We start from the raw sequence: 23,641 nt of genomic DNA on the forward strand, positions 1-23,641 counted from the left end.
GTTAAAACATAAATTATACTGTACTAAACTCTTAATATCTCATTATAGCCTTGTTTTGCTTTTCGATATTTTTAAAATATTTAAAAACATTATCCGAGACGGTTTCCGCCATGTACTTCATAAAATCTTCATCAGGTCTTGATATGAATTCATTAATTAACTCTCCATCAACTAAAACCATTATTTTTGTTGTTCTTCCAAAAGTCAGTTCTTCTTGAACTGAAACAATTTTATTGGTCTTAATTTTTAATTTGGAATATTCTTTATAAAAGAGTTCGTAGAAATCATTTCCTAATTTTGTCTTGGTATCATTAGACACAATTCCCATCATTTCCAAACCGTCATTAGGTTTTGCTTCAGCATTTTTTGACTCGTCATCAACTCCCATTTCTATTCGAGCTTTACCTATTATGACATTATTTTCATCATAGATAATCAACAACAGGATAATTTGATCATCCTTCCCTTCATTTATTTGAGTTTTTGATAAGACAACTTTTTGTTGAGGATCCAAAATGACCCTTCCATCTTGAGAATTCTTAGAACTATTTGAATTACTTTTATTCTTTTTGAAAACCGTTAATTTATAAGAGATGCTTTTATATTCTGATTTTAAATTTTCGACTGTACCTCTAACGGAAAGAATATTTTCAACTTTTTCAACCTCAATCTTTGCTTTTACTTCTTTATAAATAGCTTGAGAATACATTTTTTGTAGACTAAAACAAACAAACAAACAAATCCATTTTAGTACAAAGCCTTTCATGATCTAACGATTATAGATATAAACAGTACCTGAATTTCCTGTTTGATTGATTTGCAAATTCTTAGAAATAGAATTTGAGCCAGTACTATATAAAGTCAAATTATTTCCATTTTGATTAAATGTCGTGTTAACAGGTTCAGCTGAATAAACCGAAAAATCGCTAATGAAATTATTAGTCCCCGTTTGGCTAATATTTTCATTTAGTATGTAGCCATTTCTATAAATATTAGCAAAATTGTTATCTCCATTCTGATTTAATTGCACCTCAGCTGCATAACTTCTAACATAAACATTTGAATAATTATAATTTCCAATTTGCTGAATTTGAACTAAATTACTATTTTGAAGAAATTGATTGGTACTTTGTGAATTTTCAATATTTACTTTATTATTTCTAATCAATAGTTCTTTTGTCATCAATGAAGCCCCTTCAAGCGAATAATTATCAAATTCCTCTTGAGCCATTAGCATAAACGGAGAAGAAAGAAGTGTGACGAATAAAAATATTTTAACTTTAATGATCATAGCTTTTGGATTTAAAAAAATAACTCCTAAAACAAACTTAAAAAAAATGCTTACCTCAAAAATTCCATACGATAGAAATCAATTTTTAATTGTAAAAAAAATGAAAACATCAAAAACCAAAATTTTAGGAATTCGATAAAAAATCAACGCTTTAAAACTTTAAATTCAATTATAAACTCAAATTTATAAAATGTTTTTAAAACATAACTAACTGAAATAAGCTATTTTAACTCATTGAGTCACTTATTCGATAAAATGCGGCACTAAGTCGTTGAAGGGTAAAGTAGTGTTAAAAAAAAACAAGAAATGCCTTTCTTTTTAAAATTGATTTTAAATATTACAACCATTTAAATTTAAACACAGTTCAAAACAAAAAATAAAGCGATAAAACATTTTTATCGCTTTGAATGCAGGTACGTAAGCTTAGTTATTTAAAATAAAAAAAGGAGAACTGAAGAAATTAAATTCAATTCTCCTTTTTTAAAATTTTCTGCTAATTAATTAGATTGGTATACAATCGCATTATTACCAACTCCAGCTTGAGAGATAGTACTTATGTGTGAATCTCCTAGTTGAATAGTCAATGCGGAATTACCCATTCCATCTTGCATAGTAGTTGCAGAATTGTCAAAACCTAATTGCCAAGTATTACTTTCATTCCAAGAACCTAATTGAGTGGTAGAAGCGGAATTATTGAATCCAAATTGCAATACACCGGCTGTATTATACTCACCTTCTTGATAAATGTCGGATGAATTTCCTATCAAAAATTGCAAAGTAGTTGCGCTGTTATCACTTCCTACTTGAATAGTTGAAGCTGAGTTGAAAGCTCCTAACTGTCCTGTTACAGCATCATTATCATCTCCAGATTGAGATGTTGTTGCTACATTAAATAATCCAAGTTGCCCAACATATGCATCATTTGAATTACCATCTTGAGTAACTGTTGAAATATTTAAAATACCTCCTTGATTAGTGTCAGTTTCATTTGAATCACCAACTTGAGCCACTACAGATATATTGGCTAACCCAATTTGAAAAACATCTGAATCATTAGATGATCCTACTTGGGCAACTAATGCTCCATTAAGCCATCCCACTTGATCAACATTACTTACGTTTGCTTGTGCAAAACCTACTACAGACAATAGCATCGCTGAGATGCTCAAAATAACTTTTTTCATAATAAATATATTTAATTGGTTGTTAATACAAATTATTATGTAGGTTATAAAATAATATAACAGGGGGAATTATATTATGCAATATTGTAGGTTTTTATCAATAGTACAATAGGGGTATATAGTACTATATTGCAGGTTTAAAAAAAAGAAATTTGGGAATTTCTTGCTTAATCACTTCATCCAAACAATCTTAATATAAGTGTCTAATGAAATATTACGAGTCAAATTTATAACTTTATTTTTATAAAAAAAACTTATAACAACCTATTTTATAGACATTTCCAAGTTTTTCGATGAAGTGTAATAGTAAATCGACAAAGAACAAAAAGCACATAAATTTAACTTCAACTATCTCTTTTCTTTTTTAACAACTGTTATAACATTAACCTTTTTATACTCTCTTTATACATTGATTCTACTATTCTCCCTTTTAATATGCAATTTAAAATACATTGTTTATATTCTGATTCAAGCTCTAAATCAAATATTTTTAAAATGCTTTTCTTTTACAATTCTATAAAATCAAACAGCTTTTATCGAATGTTAATCTTCTATTTAAATTAACCACAATGAATTGACTGTAAAAAAATCAAATTACGGACTACTTATCCTATTTCTGAATTTTATTTTCAAGCATATATTTTTACCTATTCAGAATAAAAAAGCAGAACCAATGGGCTCTGCTTTTAAACAATTAAATTTTAGTAATTAATTAGATTGGAAAACCACTGCAACATTACCTGCGCCCCATTGATTTATAGTACTAATATGGTCATTACCAATTTGAGTCGTTGCAGCAAAGTTGCCTAGACCATTTTGCATTATATCAGATGTATTGTCCCAGCCAAGTTGAATTGATGATGCAATATTTCCGATTCCAGTTTGACTTATACCAACTGCATTTCCCCAAAATCCTTGTACATCAAAAGCGGTGTTATCATTCCCATCTTGATCAATTTTAGAATCATTTCCAAATCCGAATTGCCAATTTGTAGCACTGTTGTTATTGCCTTTTTGATTGATTTCAGAATAATTGAAGGCCCCTACCTGCACTATAGACGCATCGTTTGACCAACCATCCTGAGCTATTGCGGCCTCATTAGCTACTCCCAACTGCCCTATAAAAGCCTCATTTGAAGTTCCTAATTGACCTACTACCGCGTCATTAGCTAATCCAATTTGAAGAACATCAGAATCATTAGAAGCACCTACTTGTGTAACTAATGCTCCATTTAACCAGCCGTACTGATCTACGTTACTTACGTTTGCCTGTGCAAAACCTACCATTGTTAATAGCATCGTTGAGACGCTCAATAAAACTTTTTTCATAATAAATATATTTAATTGGTTGTTAATACAAATACTACGTAGGTTTTATAATATAAAAAGGGGAGTTATATTATACTTGCAGGTTATTCTTTAAATGAAAAGTGGGGTGTTTTTCATTGTTGTGATATTATAAGAAAACTTCATTTAAATGCTTCTCTTTTTTTTTACGTGACAAATTTATAAAATGTTCTGAACATTCAAAAAAAGACAACAGTCTATTTACTAATCAATTATGTATTTTCGATAAACTGTAAAACTAAACCGATAAAGCGTAAAACTGGAGAAATATAAACCTATATTTATCCTACTAATTTTACAATTTGTCTTAAAAAAAAAGAGACTTTCTTACGAATAGCCTCTTTTTTAATGAATTTACCAAAACTATTTTGTCAAAAGCAGTTCACGATATTTAGTCAAAGTCCACAGTTCATTATCGACTAATAGTTCTAACTTGTCACAATGATTCCTTATTATTTCAAAATACGGTTTTACGTTATTACAATAAGCTTCAGCCATTGAATGTGCATCGGTCAAATTATTAGCTTTCTTTCTTTCTTCAGTCATTTGCTCTACTTTAGAATTAATTCCTTCAATATGCTCTGAAATCTCCTTTATTAATATGATTTGCTCTTTTGCAATAGATTCAAACTCCGATCCAAAAATATCTTTTAATCCTTTTACATTCTCAATCAAGGTGTTTTGATATTTAATAGCCGTTGGAATTACATGGTTCTTTGAAATATCACCAAGCACCCTGCCTTCAATCTGTATTTTTTTGGTGTATTCCTCCAATTCAATTTCATAACGTGCTTCTACCTCTATTTGATTCATAATTCCCATTTCACCAAATAAATCGATGGCTTGTTTTGAAGCTCTTGCTTTCAATGCTTCCGGAGTAGTTTTAAAATTGCTCAAACCTCTTTTTGCAGCTTCAATTTGCCAGGCTTCACTATAGCCATCTCCTTCAAAAAGGATTTTTTTGGATTGTTTGATATATTCTCTTAAGACATTGAAAATCGCATCATCTTTTTTCATGTCTTTTGATTCAATTAAATCATCAACGGCAATTTTAAAATCCTTAAGCTGTTTTGCCACAATGGTATTCAAAGTAGTCATTGCATTCGAACAGTTTGCAGAAGAACCTACCGCCCTGAACTCAAATTTATTTCCCGTAAAGGCAAATGGAGATGTTCTATTTCTATCCGTATTATCCAAAAGGACATCCGGAATTTTTCCGACAACATTTAGTTTCAAATCGGTTTTTTCCTCTGGCGATAATTTCCCTGTAGAAACCCCTTCCAATTCGGCCAACACTTTAGTTAATTGTTCCCCAATAAATACGGAGATAATTGCCGGTGGCGCTTCATTGGCTCCCAATCTATGGTCATTACTTGCCGTGGCAATGGATCCTCTCAATAAAGCTTCATAATCATTTACCGCTTTGATCGTATTAATAAAGAAAGTCAAAAACTGCAAATTAGTCATCGGCGTTTTACTAGGACTCAACAAATTTACGCCAGTATCCGTAGCCAATGACCAGTTATTGTGTTTCCCGGAACCATTTACTCCTTTAAAAGGTTTTTCATGAAGCAATACTTTTAAATCATGGCGTTCGGCCACTTTCTGCATAACATCCATCAATAAACAGTTATGATCAACTGCCAAATTGGTTTCTTCAAAAATAGGTGCAAATTCAAATTGATTCGGCGCCACTTCGTTATGACGTGTCTTAACCGGAATTCCCAATAACATACATTCTTGTTCTAAATCCCTCATGTAAGTTAAAGCACGAGTTGGAATAGAACCAAAATAATGGTCGTCCAACTGTTGGCCTTTGGCAGAAGTATGCCCTAACAATGTTCTTCCAGTCATGATAAGATCTGGGCGTGAATTAGCCAATGATCTGTCAATCAAAAAATATTCCTGCTCCCAGCCTAAGGTAGCCGTTACTTTTTTAACATTTTTATCAAAATATTTACAAACCTCCGTAGCAGCTTCATCCATAGCCGATAATGCTCTTAATAATGGAATCTTATTATCCAATGCTTCTCCTGTATAGGAAATAAAAATAGTTGGAATACATAATGTCGTCCCAAAAATAAATGCTGGAGAAGTAGGATCCCAAGCAGTATATCCTCTTGCTTCAAATGTGTTTCTTATTCCGCCATGAGGAAAACTGGACGCATCCGGTTCTTGTTGGACTAATTGAGCCCCTCCAAATTTTTCCAATGGATCACTTCCGTCATAAGAAGTTTCAAAAAAAGCATCATGTTTTTCTGCTGTTGTCCCGGTAAGAGGCTGAAACCAGTGCGTATAGTGAGTTACTCCTTTGGACAAAGCCCATTCTTTCATTCCCATGGCAATATAGTCCGCCAATTTTCTATCGATTTTAGTTCCATATTGAACTGCACCTTGTACACCTTTAAAAGCATCTGAAGTCAAATATTGCTTCATAGCCTTATCGTTGAACACATTAGCTCCAAAGAGAACCGATTTTCTGCCTGTCTCCTGAAACTCTACTAACTTTCTATTTGAAGCTTCTTTTAAAGCTTGAAAACGAATTGATGACATATGATAAATCTTAAATTAATAATCATTAATAAACACATACAAATATAAATTATTCTGCTAAACAAATAATTAAAGCACTCATTAATAAATAGCATCTAATTGAGCTAGATGTAATATCAAAAAAAATGTACCAACAGCTTGATTTTTAAATTATAGTAATAAAAATCTTAACTTACAATTAATATTAAAAATCAGCTAATTACGAATTTAATTATTATACCCCTCTAAAATTATATTTTTTTAATTATACCCCTCCTAAAATGCAGTAATGTCAAAAATTAAAACCACTCAAATAAAAACCACCCCCCAATTTTACGACGTAAACAAATTATTTTATATTTGCATCAGAAAAAAAATCAAAAAACAATTTATAATATTATGGCTAAAATAAAATTAGAATACCTTTGGTTAGATGGTTACGAACCAACGCAAAATTTAAGAAGCAAAACTAAAGTTGAAGAGCACGAAAATTTTCAAGGAACTTTAGCAGAAATTGGAAACTGGTCTTTTGACGGTTCATCAACAAGACAAGCTGAAGGTGGTTCTTCTGACTGTTTATTAGTACCTGTTGCTATTTATCCAGATCCAACTCGTATCAATGGTTACTTAGTAATGACTGAAGTTATGAATGCAGATGGAACTCCGCACCCGTCAAATGGTAGAGCAACTATCGAAGATGATGGAGATTTCTGGTTTGGATTTGAACAAGAGTATTTCATCATGGATACTAAAACTTTATTGCCATTAGGTTTCCCAATTGGAGGTTACCCTGCACCACAAGGAATGTACTACTGTTCAGTAGGTGGTAAAAACACACACGGAAGAAAATTAGTTGAAGAGCATGCTGATTTATGTATCGCTGCAGGAATCAACTTTGAAGGTATCAATCAAGAGGTTGCTTGTGGACAATGGGAATTCCAATTATTCGCACAAGGAGCTAAAAAAGCGGGTGACGAAATCTGGGTTGCTAGATACTTACTAGATCGTTTGACTGAAAAATATGGTTACTATATCGAATATCACCCAAAACCACTTGGTGATACAGACTGGAATGGTTCTGGAATGCACGCTAACTTCTCTAACAATGTATTAAGAACTTGTGGTTCTCAAGAAATTTATGAAAAAATATGTGAGGCTTTCCGTCCTGTAACTGCTGAGCACATTGCTGTTTATGGAGCTTACAATGACCAACGTTTGACTGGTAAACACGAAACTGCGTCTATCCACGATTTCTCTTACGGAGTATCTGATAGAGGATGTTCAATCCGTATTCCTTTAATGACTGTTCAAAAAGGATGGAAAGGATGGTTGGAAGACAGAAGACCAGCATCTAATGGTGACCCGTACAAAATTGCTGCAAGAATTATCAAAACTGTAAATTCAGCATTGTAATCATAAGCATACTAAAAACTAAAAAGTGCCTTCAAATTGAAGGCACTTTTTTTATTTAAACAATTACAGTATCTTTAGAAATTCAACAACCATTTATTAAAATTTCAAATTCTATATTTGCAGCACATTTAAAACCAATACCATTATGATTGTTTGGATACTATTTCTTACACTGATATTTATATTTCTCGCACTTGATCTGGGTGTTTTCAACAAAGACCCACACATTATCAACACTAAAGAAGCCAGCAAATGGACCGCTATATGGTTTACCTTATCCATGTTATTTTCTGGTGTGGTTTATTGGCTATATTCAACCGATTATGTATTAAATCCTAATCAATTGAAACCCTCTGTTGCTGCAATGAAATTCGTAACGGGGTACTTAATTGAATTATCATTAAGCATTGACAATATATTTGTAATCGCTTTGATTTTCGCTTCTTTCAAAATACCAAAAAAACACCAACATCGTGTTTTGTTTTGGGGAATCCTTGGAGCGATAGTTTTTAGGGGATTAATGATCTATTTCGGTGTATTGTTGATCAACAAGTTCACATGGACAGCCTATATCTTTGGAGCATTCCTTTTATTCACTGCAATAAAAATGCTGTTTACCAAGGATGAAGAAGAGTTTAATCCTAAAAAATCTGTAATCTATAAAATTCTAGGAAAGATAATTCCAATTTCTACCCATGCCGAAAAAGATCATTTTTTCATAAAAACAGAAAGAGGGAACGCTGCTACTCCGTTATTTGTCGCATTAATAGTCATAGAAGTAATGGATGTTATTTTTGCGGTAGATAGTGTCCCAGCTATTTTAGCCATCACTTCCGATCCTTTTTTAGTATTTAGTTCCAACATTTTTGCAATATTAGGCTTGCGTTCCCTGTACTTTTTCCTTGCCAATATGCTGGAGAAATTTAGTCATTTAGAATACAGCTTGATTGCTATTTTGAGTTTTGTGGGACTAAAAATGTTATTGCATGATTATATCGAAATTCCCGAATGGGCATCCTTAACCTTTATTGCTTTGACTCTTAGTATCGGAGTAATTGTATCTTTACAAATCAGCAAAAAACAGAACAGTAAATAATAATAACATACTTCCATAGTTAATCCATACACATCGATACAAAATCACTCATTTTGACTCATCTAAGAAATAGGATAATTAAGCATAAAAAAAGGGAATCTTACAATTCCCTTTTTTTATGCTTAATTATTTTTAATTTATTTTTTTAACATTACTATCATCAATTTTATACTTCGCTATAACGGCATTGTAATCAGAGTAATCCATTTTATTTACAGATAATTTAGAATTTGGACCACCACTATTAATTCCATCATCCCCTGGAATAATAACAATTCTAAATGTCTTGTTTGTTGTAAAACTAGATGGTAATTGAGCAAAAGGAAAACTTGCATCAATAAAAATTGAAAATTGGTCGAATGAAAAATTATAATTATACTGAGCAGTACCAGCAGTAAAATAATAAATTTGTGGAAGCAATGCCCAAGTATCAATTCCACCATTAGTATTTACCAATTCATAAACTAAAAGATTGTCCCCGGAATAAATCTTTGGATTTAAAGGAAATGTTTCTCCATACTCATTTACTGAAGTAAAATTCATAGTAAGCTCAAATACTTCTGCTATCAATCCATCTTGTCCATCTGCTCCATCTTGTCCAGGCATTCCCGGAGGTCCTTCTGGTCCAGTACATCCCTGAAAACCAAACATTCCTATAACCGCCAAAAGTGTAATTATTTTTTTCATTTTTTTTATGTTTTAAAGTTCTATAAAGGTATTTCAAAAATCAAGCCAAAAAAAATATTCTTTGTAATTTCATTCAAAATAATTCAAACATTTTTTGTTTATCAAAACAATAACGAGACAAAAATCAGAATTTATTATTAAAAAAACATTTTTTACCCAACCCTATATAATATAGTATCAATCTAAAAACAAATACTTTAAACTAAAAATTCATAAAAAAAGGGCTTCTCTAATCGAAAAGTCCTTTCTCTATTTCCAATATTTTTTAATTAATTAGAACACCATTATTTTTTAATATTTTACTAAAAAACAAAACTTGATAAGGCAAAGCATTTTCCCAATATTCCCATGTATGTGCTCCAGGACGTTCTGTATAGTCATGAGAAACCTTAGCATACACTAATCTTCTATGCAATTCTCTATTGGACTCAATAAGAAAATCATCGACACCACAATCTATAATTAATGGTAGTTTGTTGGCTTTAATTTTATCAACCATTCCTATTACTGCATTTTGTTCGTATAAATTAGGATTATTGCTTTGATCACCAAAAACAGGCTGCATTAATTTTATAACTTGGTCATTTGGTTCCCGACCCAACATTGTTCCCATATCCACAGCTCCACTCATGCTTCCTGCTGCACAAAACAATTCAGGATGTTTGGCCGAAAGATAAAGAGCACCATGTCCTCCCATAGAGAGTCCTGCGATGACACGTCCTTTTTTATCGTTTACTGTTCGATATGTTTTATCAATCTTTTGAATTACTTCTTCAGTTATATAAGTTTCAAACTGACTTCCTTTATTTACGGGGCTATTGAGGTAGAAACTGAACGTCTCCCCTTCTGGCATCACCACTATGATATTATATTGGTCTGCTAAATTCTTAACCGTATTTTTATTGGGTGTACTTGATAACCAATCCGAAAAATGGCCGTAAGCGCCATGTAAAAGATACAACACTGGATAAGAAGCTTTTCCTTTTGAGTACGAATTAGGCAGTACTACAGCTGCTTTGTAGGTTTTACTCATAGCAACACTAGAAACTTGTAACGTATCAACAGTTGACGCAAAAGACAAAATGGTATTGCCAAATAAAAATGCAATACATAGTATTAGTAATTTTTTCATATTATTTTTTTTTGATGAAATGTAAATATACAATTTCCAAAAACAAAAACAGAACACTCTCCTTTTGATTAAAGAACACAAAAACACAAAATACTTATTTACAAATATTTAATTCAATATTGATTTGTTTTTGTAATATAAAAACAATAAACCATGAGCTTTAAAAATTACTCGATAAAAGACTTCAATTCATGTCTGTATTGTGAAGCGCTTTTTCCGGTAAACGCTTTAAATGACTTATTAAAATGACTAAAATTATTAAATCCGCTTTCATAGCAAATTTCGGTAATGCTTTTAGTATTCTCAGACAACAGTTTTGAAGCGTGAACCAAACGATAGTCATTTACGAAAGTGGTAAACGTTTTATTGGTAATTTTTTTAAAATACCTACAAAAGGAAGGCGTGGTCATACTAACCATATTCGAAACAGTATCAAGTTGAATAGGTTCCTGAAAATGGTCTTTTACATAATTAAAAACAACGTTAATTCGATCATTGTCCTGAACTTGCAATTCCAACGAAAAACCATCTGCATTCAAAATGGTATAATCATCACTTACGCCTAGATCATTCAGAATCCTAATCATTCTTAATAGTCGATCAAAATTAGACCGTTTTTCCATCTCTTCTATTATAGGTGCAATTCTGTTTATGGTTTCTTTACCAAATGCAATTCCTCCTTTTGCTTTCTTAAAAAGCTGCTGAATGTTTTTCAGTTCAGGTGCATTCAAAAAATCACTTCCTAAAAAATCAGCAGGCATTTGGATAACTATTTCATTTTTATTGCCCGTTTGTTCGTTTGTAAATCCGCAATGGGGCAGATTACTGCCTATAAGTACCAAATCGCCATCCGAATAATACGAAATATGGCTTCCTATCTGTCTTTTTCCAGAACCTCCGTTGACGAAAACCAATTCGATTTCGGGATGGTAATGCCACAAATCTGATTTGCAATTTGCATTCTCAACATATCTGGAAAAAGTAAAAGAACTCCCAAAAGAAGGAGTGATAATTTCAAGTGTTGGACTCATTTTTTTCATTAGACCCATTTTTAAAACTATTCAAATTTACCACAAAACAATTCTATATTATCAAAAATTAACATACATCGTTTTCGTTAAGTTAAAATAACATACAAATAAGAAAATGTAGTTGTTCAATCAAATAGATTATCGTTCTACTTTAGCAATAGAAATTTGATTACTAATTTAAAACAACAGTATTATGAAAACGATTTTAAAATTAAGTCTAGTAGTTTTAGTAGCGATGACTACAATGAGTAGTTATGCGATCGATGGTGATTTTTTACTAAATGTAAAAAAAGGAACTGGGAAAGAAATTAGTTTTTCTGTAAATGAAATTCCAAAAGCGAATGTGACTATCTACGATAAATACCATACCATAATCTATTCCGAGGTTGCAACCGGGAAAGATGGTATTTTGAGAACATATAGCCTTGAAGAATTTCCTGATGGTGTTTACTTTTTGGAAGTAGAAACCAATTTGAAAAAAGTAACCCATGAGATTGTTATTTCAAAAGAAATTTCAACCTTATCCAGAAAAGCAATAGCTGAAGTGTACAAAGGGGAATTGAAAATGAAAAATCAAAATGTAGCTACAACTAATTAATTGAGTTAGTTTATTTAAGAACAAAAACTTGGAATTTTCTAAAAACAGCTCTTCTTTGGGAGCTGTTTTTTTATATTATTTTGTCTGACCTAAAAACAATTATTTACTATCATACAGTTGAATCACCTTTTCCAATTCTTTGCAATAAAGCAATTTATCATTTTGAAAGTTTCTTTTACTTTCTTGGGCTGCTTCATAAACCAGTGCTTTAGTCATAAATTTTATCCTATCGACCATATTTTTAATTGCAATATCTTTACTCTTTGTTTTTCTATCATCTAGCTTTTTTAATTCAATCTTCCAAAATTTAAAATCATTTTCACTTTTGGCTACTTTCAATTCTTTATCAAATTGATTCAAAATTGAATTGGTAATTTCATTTTCTAAAACTGATACTTCATCTCTTTTTGAAATTTGATTCTCATACTCCTTGGATTTTTTTATTGAATCAATAGTTGTTTTTATTTTTTCATCCCCTCTATTGTCATAAATAGCATTGCATCTTTCATATTCCACAATAGCCAAAATCATTTCATTTTTTCCTTTTAAACTATCGGCTATTTTTAGATTTTCATCATAGATTTTTTTAATGGTAGTTTCCTTGGGTTTTCTAATGCTATTTTTAGAAGCTTGTATTTCTAACCAATCAAAAGCCCGAAGCATTTCTTTTTGCGATGGCCAAGTATGTATTTGATGGCTAACAAACAAAGTGTTTTTTACCATCATTTTGTTCAACCATTCTTCATTTTTAATCATTTCCTGATAATTCATATCCTTGTCACCTACCATACCCACATATGAAAAACTAGCATCATGCAAAGCAAACTTATCCATTTCATTAAACGAAGCCCCACAAGCAATTACTCCCTGAAAAGCACCCGAAGAAACAGCCATGCTGCCCGCCAATCTTGCTCCTCCTGAAAAGCCTGAAATATAAAGCTCTGAAGGATTTAAATTAAATTCCGTTGATACACTTTCAAAGAGATGATTTGCGATCTCCAAATTAACATCAGTTGGTCCATTTTTTGAATTATTGGAACACACCAAAATATATTTATAGGTTTCCGCAGCCAAAACAAAAGGTTCAATTCCTACTTTCCCTCTTCCACCGGGATCAAAAATAAAAACAATCGCAGAAGGTACCTCTCTCCTATATTGCTTTGGCAAATAAACGGCATAAGATTCATTATCAGTATTTGCTATTTTAACCGAATCGACAATTACTCCTTTTGGCAACAATTGTTTTTCTTGCGAATAACTACAAATACTAATGAGAAGTATAAAAAGACATAAAAAAGTGTTTTTCATAACACGAATTTATAAAAATAAAACCAAAAAAAAGACTCTTCATTTTTGAAGAATCTTTTTGATTTTTAATAGTAATTATCCGCTTCCGCGAAAGACAAAAAGTATGTGCTTATTTTACATATTTCTTCTATACTGACCACCAACTTCAAACAAAGCTTCGGTGATTTGTCCCAAAGAACAAACTTTCGTAGCTTCCATCAAATGTCCAAATAGGTTTTCACCTTTGATAGCAGCTTCTTGAAGGGTATTCAAATGCTCTTTTACCAAAACAGCATGACACTGATGCAAATTATCCAACATGGTAATTTGATATTGTTTTTCTTCTTCGGTGGCACGAATCACTTCGGCTGGAATTACAGTTGGAGAACCTTTGGAACTCAAGAATGTATTTACACCCACAATTGGAAATTCTCCTGTGTGTTTCAAGGTTTCATAATACAAACTTTCCTCTTGAATTTTAGAACGTTGGTACATAGTTTCCATAGCACCTAGCACACCTCCACGTTCTGTAATTCTGTCAAATTCTTGCAAAACGGCAGCTTCCACTAAATCCGTTAATTCTTCGATAATGAAAGAACCTTGAATTGGATTCTCATTTTTGGCAAGTCCTAATTCTTTGTTGATAATCAACTGAATTGCCATTGCTCTACGAACAGATTCTTCCGTAGGAGTTGTAATCGCTTCATCATAGGCATTGGTATGCAATGAATTACAATTATCATAAATCGCATACAAAGCTTGCAAAGTAGTACGAATATCATTGAAATCAATTTCTTGTGCATGTAATGAACGCCCCGAAGTTTGAATATGGTATTTCAACATTTGAGCTCTTTCATTGGCGCCGTATTTATTTTTCATGGCTTTCGCCCAAATTTTACGAGCCACACGACCAATAACCGCATATTCCGGATCGACACCATTCGAGAAGAAGAACGATAAATTTGGTCCAAAATCATTGATGTCCATACCACGGCTCAAATAATATTCCACATAAGTGAAACCATTTGAAAGCGTAAAAGCCAATTGGGTGATTGGATTGGCACCAGCCTCGGCGATATGATAACCCGAAATAGAAACCGAATAAAAATTCCTTACATTTTTGTCAATAAAATATTCCTGAACATCCCCCATCAATCGCAAGGCAAACTCAGTCGAGAAAATACAGGTGTTTTGGGCTTGATCTTCTTTTAAGATATCAGCTTGGACTGTACCACGAACTTGTGAAAGTGTTTTTTCTTTAATTTCATTATACACTTCCAAAGGCAATACCTGATCACCGGTTACTCCCAATAGGAATAATCCCAAACCATTATTTCCTTCGGGTAAATCACCTTGATAGTGAGGACGTTCTACACCCTTTTGTTTGTAGATTTCGTTGATTTTTTCTTGTACCGATTCGGTAAGCTCGTGCTTTTTGATATAAATTTCGCATTGCTGATCGATAGCGGCATTCATGAAAAATCCTAGCAACATAGGTGCCGGACCATTAATCGTCATACTCACTGAAGTCATGGCGTGTACCAAATCAAAACCAGAGTATAATTTTTTTGCATCATCCAAACAGCAAATAGAAACTCCAGCATTTCCAATTTTTCCGTAGATATCAGGTCTTAAGTGTGGATCGTTACCATATAAAGTTACACTGTCAAAAGCTGTAGAAAGCCTTTTGGCTGGCAATCCCGCACTCACATAATGAAAACGTTTGTTGGTTCTTTCTGGCCCACCTTCACCGGCAAACATTCTTGATGGGTCTTCACCTTCACGTTTAAAAGGATACAAACCAGAAGTAAAAGGAAATTCTCCAGGAACATTCTCCTGCAAACACCAACGCAAAATATCGCCCCAAGCTTGATACTTTGGCATCGCTACTTTAGGAATTTGAGTGTGCGAAAGCGATTCCGTATGCGTAGCCATTTTTATTTCTTTGTGACGTACTTTAAACGTATATACCGGATCTTTATACTTATTTACTTTTTCATCCCAATTAAGAATCAATTTCCAATTGTGAGGATCTAAATCCATTTTTACCTTATCAAATTGATTTAGCAAAAGATTTAAAAATATTTTATTTTCAGCTCCACCCGGTTTTTCGGATTCTAAAGCGCTTGGCAATACCGAATCTTCATCGATTCCCGCTTTATTGATCATGGGAACCCTTCCGGAAACACTTTCTATTGTTTTGAATACCCCGTATAATTTTTGCGCCACTTGCTCTTGGCTTAAAGCTGTTGCATCGTATTTCCTGTTGCTTTCGGCAATCTCAGATAAATATCGCGTTCTGTGTGGCGGAATCACAAAAATCTTCTCACTCATTTCACGGGTGATTTGGAAAGTCGATTTCAAATCGGAATCGGTTTTCTCAACGATCTTATCCATTATGGATTTATATAACGTATTCATCCCCGGGTCATTGAACTGAGAAGCAATAGTCCCATAAACAGGCATTTCGTCTGGATTTACATCCCACAGATTATGGTTGCGTTGGTATTGTTTTTTTACATCACGAATAGCATCCAAAGCACCGCGTTTGTCGAATTTATTTAAGGCTACCAAATCGGCAAAATCAAGCATGTCGATTTTTTCCAATTGGGTTGCTGCGCCAAATTCGGGTGTCATTACGTATAATGAAACATCCGAATGATCCATAATCTCCGTATCGGACTGACCAATTCCTGAAGTTTCAAGGATTATAATATCGTATTTTGCCGCTTTTAAAACCTCAATGGCCTCTGCTACATATTTTGATAATGCCAAATTCGATTGGCGGGTTGCCAATGAACGCATATAAACTCTAGAGTTGTTAATGGCATTCATACGAATTCTGTCTCCTAATAACGCTCCACCCGTTTTACGTTTGGATGGATCGACAGAAATCAATCCGATTGTTTTTTCTGAAAAATCGATTAAAAAACGGCGCACCAATTCGTCCACCAATGATGATTTTCCTGCTCCACCTGTTCCTGTGATTCCAAGAACAGGAATCTTTGAGGATTCATTCTTAGTATGGATTTTATCAAAAAATGGTTTGGCTATTTCAGGGAAATTCTCAGCTGCCGAAATTAAACGAGCAATTGCCGTTGGTGTTTTATTTTCAATTAAATCCAGTTCATTAGTCAATTTATCTCCGATAGGAAAATCAGAACGTTGAACCAAATCATTAATCATTCCTTGCAATCCCATTGCACGTCCATCGTCTGGGGAATAAATTCTAGTAATTCCGTATGCCTGTAACTCGGCTATTTCCGAAGGCAGGATTACACCTCCACCTCCACCGAAAATCTTGATATGACCGGCTCCTTTTTCCTGAAGCAAATCATACATATATTTAAAGTATTCGTTGTGTCCACCTTGATAGGAAGTCATGGCAATAGCATTAGCATCTTCTTGAATCGCAGTATTCACCACTTCCTCTACACTTCTATCATGTCCCAAATGAATTACCTCAACTCCTGTGGACTGAATAATTCTTCTCATTATATTAATTGCGGCATCGTGACCATCAAAAAGTGATGCAGCAGTTACAATTCGGACTTTATTTACGGGTACATACGGTTTAAGTAATTCCATTTTGTGAATATGATAATTTAAGGGTGCAATTTACATAAATTTTAAAATAAAAATCATTAAAAATAACACAAAACACAAAATATGATAACATTGTTTTTTATTAAGAAAACGAGCTTAGTTTTCGGAAAAAATTGGTATTTTCGAGGTCTAGCCCCGATGGAAACGAAAAGCCCGGAATGGATGAAACTAGTTTTTCTTGCTCCAAAAAAGCGACTAAAAGAAGCTCTTTTTGGAGCTTAGAAAAACAGTTTTATCAATGAGGACTTGTAGTGTACAGCGGGATTAGCTCCTAATTATTTTTAGAAAATTTTAAACAAATGCAAAAAATTACCATACTTATCCATTGCGAAGACAAAAAGGCTATTATTGCCTCGGTAACGAATTATATTGCTTCGATTGATGGAAATATCACTTATCTGGACCAGCATGTTGATGCCGACGAAAATGTGTTTTTTATGCGACTGGAATGCGAGTTCAGTAAAGACACTTGGAATATTGAAGCTATAAAAAGTCACTTTCAAACCAATCTGGCTACTCCATTTAACATGACTTGGGATATGTATCCTCAGAATGAAAAACCAAAAATGGCTTTGTTTATTTCAAAATATGACCACTGCCTATATGACCTTCTGGGTCGTTTTTGTGCGGGTGAACTACCGCTTCAAATTCCGCTAATCATCAGTAATCATGAAGATCTGAAACCCGTTGCCGAGCGATTTAACATTCCGTTCTTCCATGTTCCTTTTACGAAAGACAACAAGGAAGAAGGTGAAAAGGCACAAATTGAATTGTTAAAAAAATTTGATATTGATTTTATTGTTTTGGCTCGTTATATGCAAATTATCACTCCAAATTTGATTGCGCTTTACAAAAACAAAATTATTAATATTCACCATTCCTTTTTACCGGCATTTCCAGGGGCCAAACCTTATCATTCTGCTTTCAAGCGTGGGGTAAAAATTATTGGTGCCACAAGCCATTATGTCACAGCGGAACTGGATGAAGGACCAATTATTGAGCAGGATATTTCGAGAGTTTCCCACAGCCATTCAATAGAGGATTTTATCATGAAAGGACGTGATTTGGAGCGAATGGTACTTGCTAGAGCAGTAACATTACATGCCGAGCGAAAAACAATGGTCTATAATAACAAAACGGTTGTATTCTCTTAGGAAATAGAAACGTTTTTTTAAATCTACAAAATCTGCGTGCTAATTTTTTACGCAGATTTTTTCAGATCCAGCAGATTTTTTTACTCTTAAATTACTTATAAGCTATCGCCGCACTTGCAGGCCCTGTCAAAGGAACAATTGATGTCGATTTGAAACCCACACTTTTTGTCCATTTATTAAAACTGGCAAAAGTATAATCAAAACCGGTTCCGGTTTCAATAAGCATGTTTAAACTCATCATCATTCCGAAAACATTTTTGGATCGCTCATCATCGATAATATTCTCTATGGCTACAAATGTACCGCCTTCGGGAAGGGCATCATATGCTTTTTGAAGAAGCAATAATTTCTTAGGTTCATCCCAGTCGTGCAGTATATTCCCCATGACGATAACATCAGCTTTTGGAAATGGATCGGCAAAAAAATCACCACTTGCGGTTGTAACTCTATCCGAAAAAGATGTCTTTGCAATTTTTTCTTTTGCAATAGGCTCCACAACCGGAAGATCAAAACTGGTACACTTCATATGAGGCTGGTGCTTAGCAATTGTAGTAGACAATACTGCACCGCATCCGCCAACATCGGTCAAAGTTTTGTATTTTGAAAAATCAAAACTCTGAGCAAATGCATTAAAATTTCCTATCTGAATGCTACCCATCGCATTGATAAATTCCAATAACCTTTCGGGTGATTTATAAAGTTCATCAAACAAATTATCATCACCTGCCTTAATTTCATTTTGTGGCAGACCCGTAAGCAAACCTTCCTCCAAGTTCCCCCAAAATTGGTACAAACGATTATTCAGCATATCGAGCATTCCACCAATATAGGCTGGTTTGTTTATAACCAGAAAAGCATCCGTATTGGTGCTATTGGAATAAATTGCTGACTCCAAAAGCCCTTCCCTATTTAAAAAACCTAATCCCGCTAAGGCATCCAAAAAATCAAACAAATGAATATCAGTACACTTCAGATTCAGCATCGTCTTTATTTCCTGAGCCGACATTGATTCCTTTTCAGCAAGCTTTGTAAATAATTGAAATTTTACTGCTGCCAACAATAATTTTGAGGTCCAAAACCCAGATCCGATTTGCATAATACCTCCCGGTGATGGCTGATAGTCTTGATTTTCCATTTTTTCCTAAATTGATTTTACATTCCTTAATTTGACTTTATTTATTTTGAAACTTCCAATACTCTGGTTTCTCCTTCATGATTAAAAACTACTTTTGTCCAAAATGATTTTGATTTCTTATCTGTTGGATACCAATCCCTGTTTTCTTCCACAAGGATAAAAAGACCAGTTACGGTACCCAAAACAATAAATTTGGATAATTTTGGTTGTTTGGAATAGGGTGTTAGTCCATATTTATCAAATAGTTCATCGCATTGTGCAGTTACATTTTTCGAAACCAATCCAATCTCACTAACCGACAGAATAGATTTGCCATCAAACGATTTCTCAGAAGCGTTATCCAAATCGTTTCTCGCAATGAACTCCAGAATATTTCCGTTATTGTCGTAAAAATAAAAGGACTTGGCATTCCAGTTGTAGAAATCGGCAATTTTATCGGGCGGAATTACATACATGATTGCGGTTTTGCTTTCTATCCAACAAAAAGCTTCCAATAGCTTATTATTGGGTACATCAAAAGCAAAATGATAAACTGGTTTTACATTTTTGGAAGAATGAAAAGTCAGTTTTGTAGCCCTTGCACGGAATGAAACACTGGAATTATCTCTATATAAAGTTTCCAATCCCAAAACTTGGTTATAAAAAGCTTCCGTTTTTGAAACATCATCCGACAGTAATTCCAATTCCAATATTTTCATTTTTAAAAATTGCAATTTTATTAATTAAAAACACATAAACATCTTAATTTCAATATATTACAAATATAATAAATAAACTCAACCGATTATTATAAACGAAGTCAATCATTTTTTAGCATTTCATTGGGAAATTGCTCTTCATTAGTAAATATTGTTTGTCTACTTTTGAAAAAAATAAAAATAAAATGAAAAAAGCCTTAGTCCTACTCTTTATTTTACCTGCAATAAGTAATGCTCAATTCAAAGACATTTTTGCAAAAGCAACCGAAAAAATCAATGCAGTCACCAAATCAAACAGCAACTTAGACATTGCCTCGGGATTAAAAGAAGCTTTAAACAAAGGAGTTACCGAACAAGTATCTAAACTAACAGCGACTGATGGTTTTTATAAAAATGAAGCCGTGAAGATTCTAATGCCCGAAGAATTAGCCAAATTGGACAGAACACTGAGAAAAATGGGAATGTCAAAATTAGCCGATGAAGGTATATTAGCCCTGAACAGGGCAGCCGAAGATGCTGTAAAAGAAGCAACACCTATATTTGTATCGGCTATCAAAAATATCACCATAACAGATGCTAAAAGCATTTTACTTGGCAAAGACAATGCTGCAACTGTTTATTTGCAAACTGCAACTACTACTCCACTTTACGCCAAATTCAATCCTGTGGTTCAAAAATCAATAGGCAAAGTAGGTGCCGACGTAGTTTGGACAGCTATAATAAAACAGTACAATACAATTCCTTTCGTATCAAAAGTAAATCCGGACATTACGGATTATGTGACCAATAAAGCACTGGAAGGTGTTTTTAAAATGATAACCGTGGAAGAAAAAAATATCAGAACCAATATCAATGCCAGAACATCAGAAGTTTTAAAGAAAGTATTTGCATTACAAGACAAAAAGTAATCCGCAATTTCAATGGGAATGTAGATTTCAATTCAACACTTTTAAAAATAAAATATCATTGATTTACAGTTAGTTAAGTTTTTATAAAATCAGAATTTTAATATGTTAAAATTAAATTGTAAAACTTAACTTTTCAAGAAAAAGTAATAACAGTTCCTTAACAACAAAAAATAAACATTATGCTGATCTTTGCAATGTAATAAACTGGTTATTTATTACTTTGGTTTTGGTTAGTTATAAAATTGCCTGTATCGACATGATACAGGCATTTTTTGTTTAGATAAATAACACTAATTCAAAAGATAAATCTAAACGATTAAATGTCTTAAAAACAAATTAGTCTAAACTTTCAGGAAACCGATATTATATTACATTTACTAAAAAATTTAAAATCTGATTTCTCTATACATCTTTATATTCAGACAATTTCTAAGAATTTAATTTCTTTTGAGGAAAACTAAAAAGTAGTGAAGTTAAAATAGGCACAAAGAAAATAGCAACTGTTAAAACAGAGATGCCAATATCAGCAGTATGACTTCCTAAAAATACACTTATTGCACTTTCCGGATAAAAATGTTCCCATAAGGAAAAACTTAATTTGAGTCCTAATAGTGCAATTACAACAAATGCTGCCGTTTCAAGAAAGCTATATTTTTCCATAAGTGTAACAAACCATTGCGCAATGAATCGCATGGCTAAAATCCCGATAAATACGCCTATGCAGACTAAAATTATGTTTGGGGTAAATGCAACTGCAGCAAATACATTATCTATAGAAAAGGCCATGTCCATTAATTCGATTAAAGCTACAGTGGCCCAAAATGTTCCCAGAGAACCAACTGTTACTCTATAGAGCCAATTACTGCTTTTATCTAATGTGTCGTTATCAAAATCTTCAGCATGCTTGTTTTTCCAATAATCATAAGCCAGATAAAGTAAATAAATTCCACCGATAGGTTTTAGCCACCATATTTTAATTAAAAATGCTGCAAAAAGCATTGCTATGCCTCTAAAAAAGTAGGCTCCAAATATTCCGTATTTTAAAGCTTTATCCCGTTGTTCACTTGGTAAATCCATGACCATTGTTGCTAATATTGCTGCATTATCTACAGAAAGCAAGCTTTCAATAATAATTAAATTTCCAATTATTGCTAATGAGGCTCCTGGATGAAGAATAATATCCTGCCAAAGAATACCCCATTGCTCTAAAATTATTTCCATTGTAAATTTGTTAAATATTTGATTATTAATAAATAAAAAAAATGCCATTCTACTTCCTCTCATCAATTATCCTTCTAATCTGAGAAAAAATCAATTAAAAATATCTCCAACAATAAACGGATACTTCTTTTAGAATTGCTAAGATATCTTAAAGGTTAACACTTAAAAAATAAAAAAATGACCTTTAGCGTCCACAAATCAGATAATTTATAGAGAAGTTCATCATACATATTAAAGAGCAATTAGCTCTGCTAATGTGCCATTTTCTACATACCAGTTTTTCCAAATTCCTCCATTCCCTTCTGTCCAATTGTTTAGATTAAAAGTGTTTTTACCGTCATTAGTTCCTTTAACTTCATACACAGTAATAGCTTTTTTATCGAGATTCCATTCTAAAGCTTTGTTAGGACTACACAATTCAGGTTTATTATTTGGAATATCTGCGTTTGGTTTTATAAAATAGGCTACATCCTCTTTTGCGGGATAGCTTCCAAATATTCTTGCAATCCCTTTTTCATCAATACAAACAGATGTATATTCATCACAGGCAATCCCTTTGGCTGAGATATCATAGTCCGTTATAATACGCGCTATAAATGCTATATGTCGGCCTTTTCTATTAGGATTATCATAATGAGTATCTGTTATCACATTTTTTAAAATAGAATTATCAAGAAAAGGTTCATTCGAAACCGTTAGTTTTGAATCAAAAGGATTCTGTAATGCTTCTGAAGACGTTATTGTTCCCTTTTGAGCAGAAAAATAAAAGCCTCCTTGAATTGCCATTCCTGCACTTGTGCCTCCAATAATAATGTTGTTTTGTGCAATTGCATCGTTTATAGCTTTTGAAACCGGACTATTTCTCCAATAGGAAATGTAGTCCCATTGGTCACCACCAGCAAACCAAATGGCTTCAGCATTTTTTATTTTAACAAGAATCTCACTATCTGAACTGGCGGCACTATTTTTAAAAAGAATAGTTTCAACAGAATTTACTTTTACTCCTAATGAAGAATACAAATAAGAATTATAGCCATCAGTACCCGAAGTTCTTAGAACTAGAACATCACCTCCATTTGCTCTTTTTAGGAACCATTTCATCGCTTCATCATTCTCTGTAGCACCTCCCATCAGACAAATTCCACCGAGTGCCTTGTTTTTACTGTCGGTTTTATTTCCAGCAAAATAAGACGTGTAGTTTTTAACTCTAGGCACGACTGCTTCAGGTAACGTTGACTCAGGCACGTTTGAATCGTTGTCTGAAGCGCATGAACATAATGCCAACAAACTAATACATATAATTGTTTTCATCTTTTTTGTT

Annotated in this window: 19 protein-coding genes; 5 read left to right on the forward strand and 14 right to left on the reverse strand. The window is 33.1% G+C overall.

The window, feature by feature from the left end; all coding sequences use genetic code 11:
* Window positions 1-31: 31 nt before the first annotated feature.
* From DOS84_RS06745 to DOS84_RS06765, 5 genes are all read right to left on the reverse strand, one after another.
* A complete protein-coding gene (locus tag DOS84_RS06745; protein WP_165830403.1) occupies window positions 32-709 on the reverse strand; it encodes a CsgE family curli-type amyloid fiber assembly protein in 678 nt (225 codons plus the stop codon).
* Between the two features lie 60 nt (window positions 710-769).
* Window positions 770-1,291: a hypothetical protein gene (locus tag DOS84_RS06750; RefSeq protein ID WP_111409355.1), complete on the reverse strand. Its 522-nt coding sequence runs from the start codon at window positions 1,289-1,291 to the stop codon at window positions 770-772.
* Between the two features lie 497 nt (window positions 1,292-1,788).
* Window positions 1,789-2,475: a hypothetical protein gene (locus tag DOS84_RS06755; protein WP_111409356.1), complete on the reverse strand. Its 687-nt coding sequence runs from the start codon at window positions 2,473-2,475 to the stop codon at window positions 1,789-1,791.
* A gap of 708 nt (window positions 2,476-3,183) precedes the next feature.
* Window positions 3,184-3,804: a hypothetical protein gene (locus DOS84_RS06760; RefSeq protein ID WP_111409357.1), complete on the reverse strand. Its 621-nt coding sequence runs from the start codon at window positions 3,802-3,804 to the stop codon at window positions 3,184-3,186.
* A gap of 381 nt (window positions 3,805-4,185) precedes the next feature.
* On the reverse strand, window positions 4,186-6,375 hold the full coding sequence (locus DOS84_RS06765; RefSeq protein ID WP_111409358.1) for a glutamine synthetase III family protein: 2,190 nt from the start codon (window positions 6,373-6,375) through the stop codon (window positions 4,186-4,188).
* A gap of 378 nt (window positions 6,376-6,753) precedes the next feature.
* On the opposite strand from DOS84_RS06765, the gene DOS84_RS06770 reads away from it, so the two are divergent.
* Both DOS84_RS06770 and DOS84_RS06775 read left to right on the forward strand, forming a co-directional pair.
* On the forward strand, window positions 6,754-7,767 hold the full coding sequence (locus tag DOS84_RS06770; protein ID WP_077377029.1) for a glutamine synthetase beta-grasp domain-containing protein: 1,014 nt from the start codon (window positions 6,754-6,756) through the stop codon (window positions 7,765-7,767).
* A gap of 145 nt (window positions 7,768-7,912) precedes the next feature.
* A complete protein-coding gene (locus DOS84_RS06775; protein WP_111409359.1) occupies window positions 7,913-8,863 on the forward strand; it encodes a TerC family protein in 951 nt (316 codons plus the stop codon).
* 132 nt (window positions 8,864-8,995) lie between these two features.
* On the opposite strand, the gene DOS84_RS06780 is transcribed toward DOS84_RS06775, so the two are convergent.
* The 3 genes from DOS84_RS06780 to DOS84_RS06790 form a co-directional block, all read right to left on the reverse strand.
* Window positions 8,996-9,550 carry a hypothetical protein gene (locus tag DOS84_RS06780; RefSeq protein ID WP_111409360.1) on the reverse strand — a complete coding sequence of 185 codons (555 nt, stop codon included), beginning with the start codon at window positions 9,548-9,550 and terminating at the stop codon, window positions 8,996-8,998.
* A gap of 265 nt (window positions 9,551-9,815) precedes the next feature.
* Complete coding sequence (locus DOS84_RS06785) at window positions 9,816-10,682, reverse strand: alpha/beta hydrolase (RefSeq protein ID WP_111409361.1); 867 nt, start codon at window positions 10,680-10,682, stop codon at window positions 9,816-9,818.
* 167 nt (window positions 10,683-10,849) lie between these two features.
* Complete coding sequence (locus DOS84_RS06790) at window positions 10,850-11,722, reverse strand: AraC family transcriptional regulator (RefSeq protein ID WP_111409362.1); 873 nt, start codon at window positions 11,720-11,722, stop codon at window positions 10,850-10,852.
* Between the two features lie 184 nt (window positions 11,723-11,906).
* Here DOS84_RS06790 and DOS84_RS06795 point away from each other — a divergent pair, with 184 nt between their 5' ends.
* The gene (locus DOS84_RS06795; RefSeq protein WP_111409363.1) at window positions 11,907-12,311 is read left to right on the forward strand and encodes a secretion protein; all 405 of its coding nucleotides are present in this window, start codon (window positions 11,907-11,909) and stop codon (window positions 12,309-12,311) included.
* 99 nt (window positions 12,312-12,410) lie between these two features.
* Here the strand turns inward: DOS84_RS06795 and DOS84_RS06800 are convergent, their stop codons facing one another.
* Window positions 12,411-13,619, reverse strand: a complete 1,209-nt coding sequence (locus DOS84_RS06800; protein ID WP_111409364.1) for a hypothetical protein — start codon at window positions 13,617-13,619, stop codon at window positions 12,411-12,413.
* 114 nt (window positions 13,620-13,733) lie between these two features.
* Window positions 13,734-17,186, reverse strand: a complete 3,453-nt coding sequence (locus DOS84_RS06805; RefSeq protein ID WP_111409365.1) for a methylmalonyl-CoA mutase family protein — start codon at window positions 17,184-17,186, stop codon at window positions 13,734-13,736.
* A gap of 317 nt (window positions 17,187-17,503) precedes the next feature.
* On the opposite strand from DOS84_RS06805, the gene purU reads away from it, so the two are divergent.
* Window positions 17,504-18,358 (forward strand): formyltetrahydrofolate deformylase, encoded by an 855-nt coding sequence (gene purU, locus DOS84_RS06810; RefSeq protein WP_111409366.1) that lies wholly within the window; start codon window positions 17,504-17,506, stop codon window positions 18,356-18,358.
* A 91-nt stretch (window positions 18,359-18,449) separates the two neighbouring features.
* Here the strand turns inward: purU and DOS84_RS06815 are convergent, their stop codons facing one another.
* Both DOS84_RS06815 and DOS84_RS06820 read right to left on the reverse strand, forming a co-directional pair.
* A complete protein-coding gene (locus DOS84_RS06815) occupies window positions 18,450-19,493 on the reverse strand; it encodes a methyltransferase (protein ID WP_111409367.1) in 1,044 nt (347 codons plus the stop codon).
* A 41-nt stretch (window positions 19,494-19,534) separates the two neighbouring features.
* Complete coding sequence (locus tag DOS84_RS06820; RefSeq protein WP_111409368.1) at window positions 19,535-20,191, reverse strand: VOC family protein; 657 nt, start codon at window positions 20,189-20,191, stop codon at window positions 19,535-19,537.
* 185 nt (window positions 20,192-20,376) lie between these two features.
* Between DOS84_RS06820 and DOS84_RS06825 the strand changes: the two genes are divergently transcribed.
* Window positions 20,377-21,099 carry a DUF4197 domain-containing protein gene (locus tag DOS84_RS06825; RefSeq protein WP_111409369.1) on the forward strand — a complete coding sequence of 241 codons (723 nt, stop codon included), beginning with the start codon at window positions 20,377-20,379 and terminating at the stop codon, window positions 21,097-21,099.
* Between the two features lie 429 nt (window positions 21,100-21,528).
* Here DOS84_RS06825 and DOS84_RS06830 read toward each other — a convergent pair whose 3' ends face one another.
* Complete coding sequence (locus tag DOS84_RS06830; protein ID WP_111409493.1) at window positions 21,529-22,320, reverse strand: DUF475 domain-containing protein; 792 nt, start codon at window positions 22,318-22,320, stop codon at window positions 21,529-21,531.
* A 231-nt stretch (window positions 22,321-22,551) separates the two neighbouring features.
* Window positions 22,552-23,631, reverse strand: a complete 1,080-nt coding sequence (locus DOS84_RS06835; RefSeq protein ID WP_111409370.1) for a cyanophycinase — start codon at window positions 23,629-23,631, stop codon at window positions 22,552-22,554.
* Window positions 23,632-23,641: the final 10 nt, after the last annotated feature.

The organism is Flavobacterium aquariorum (genome assembly GCF_003254745.1).
GTDB lineage: Bacteria > Bacteroidota > Bacteroidia > Flavobacteriales > Flavobacteriaceae > Flavobacterium > Flavobacterium aquariorum.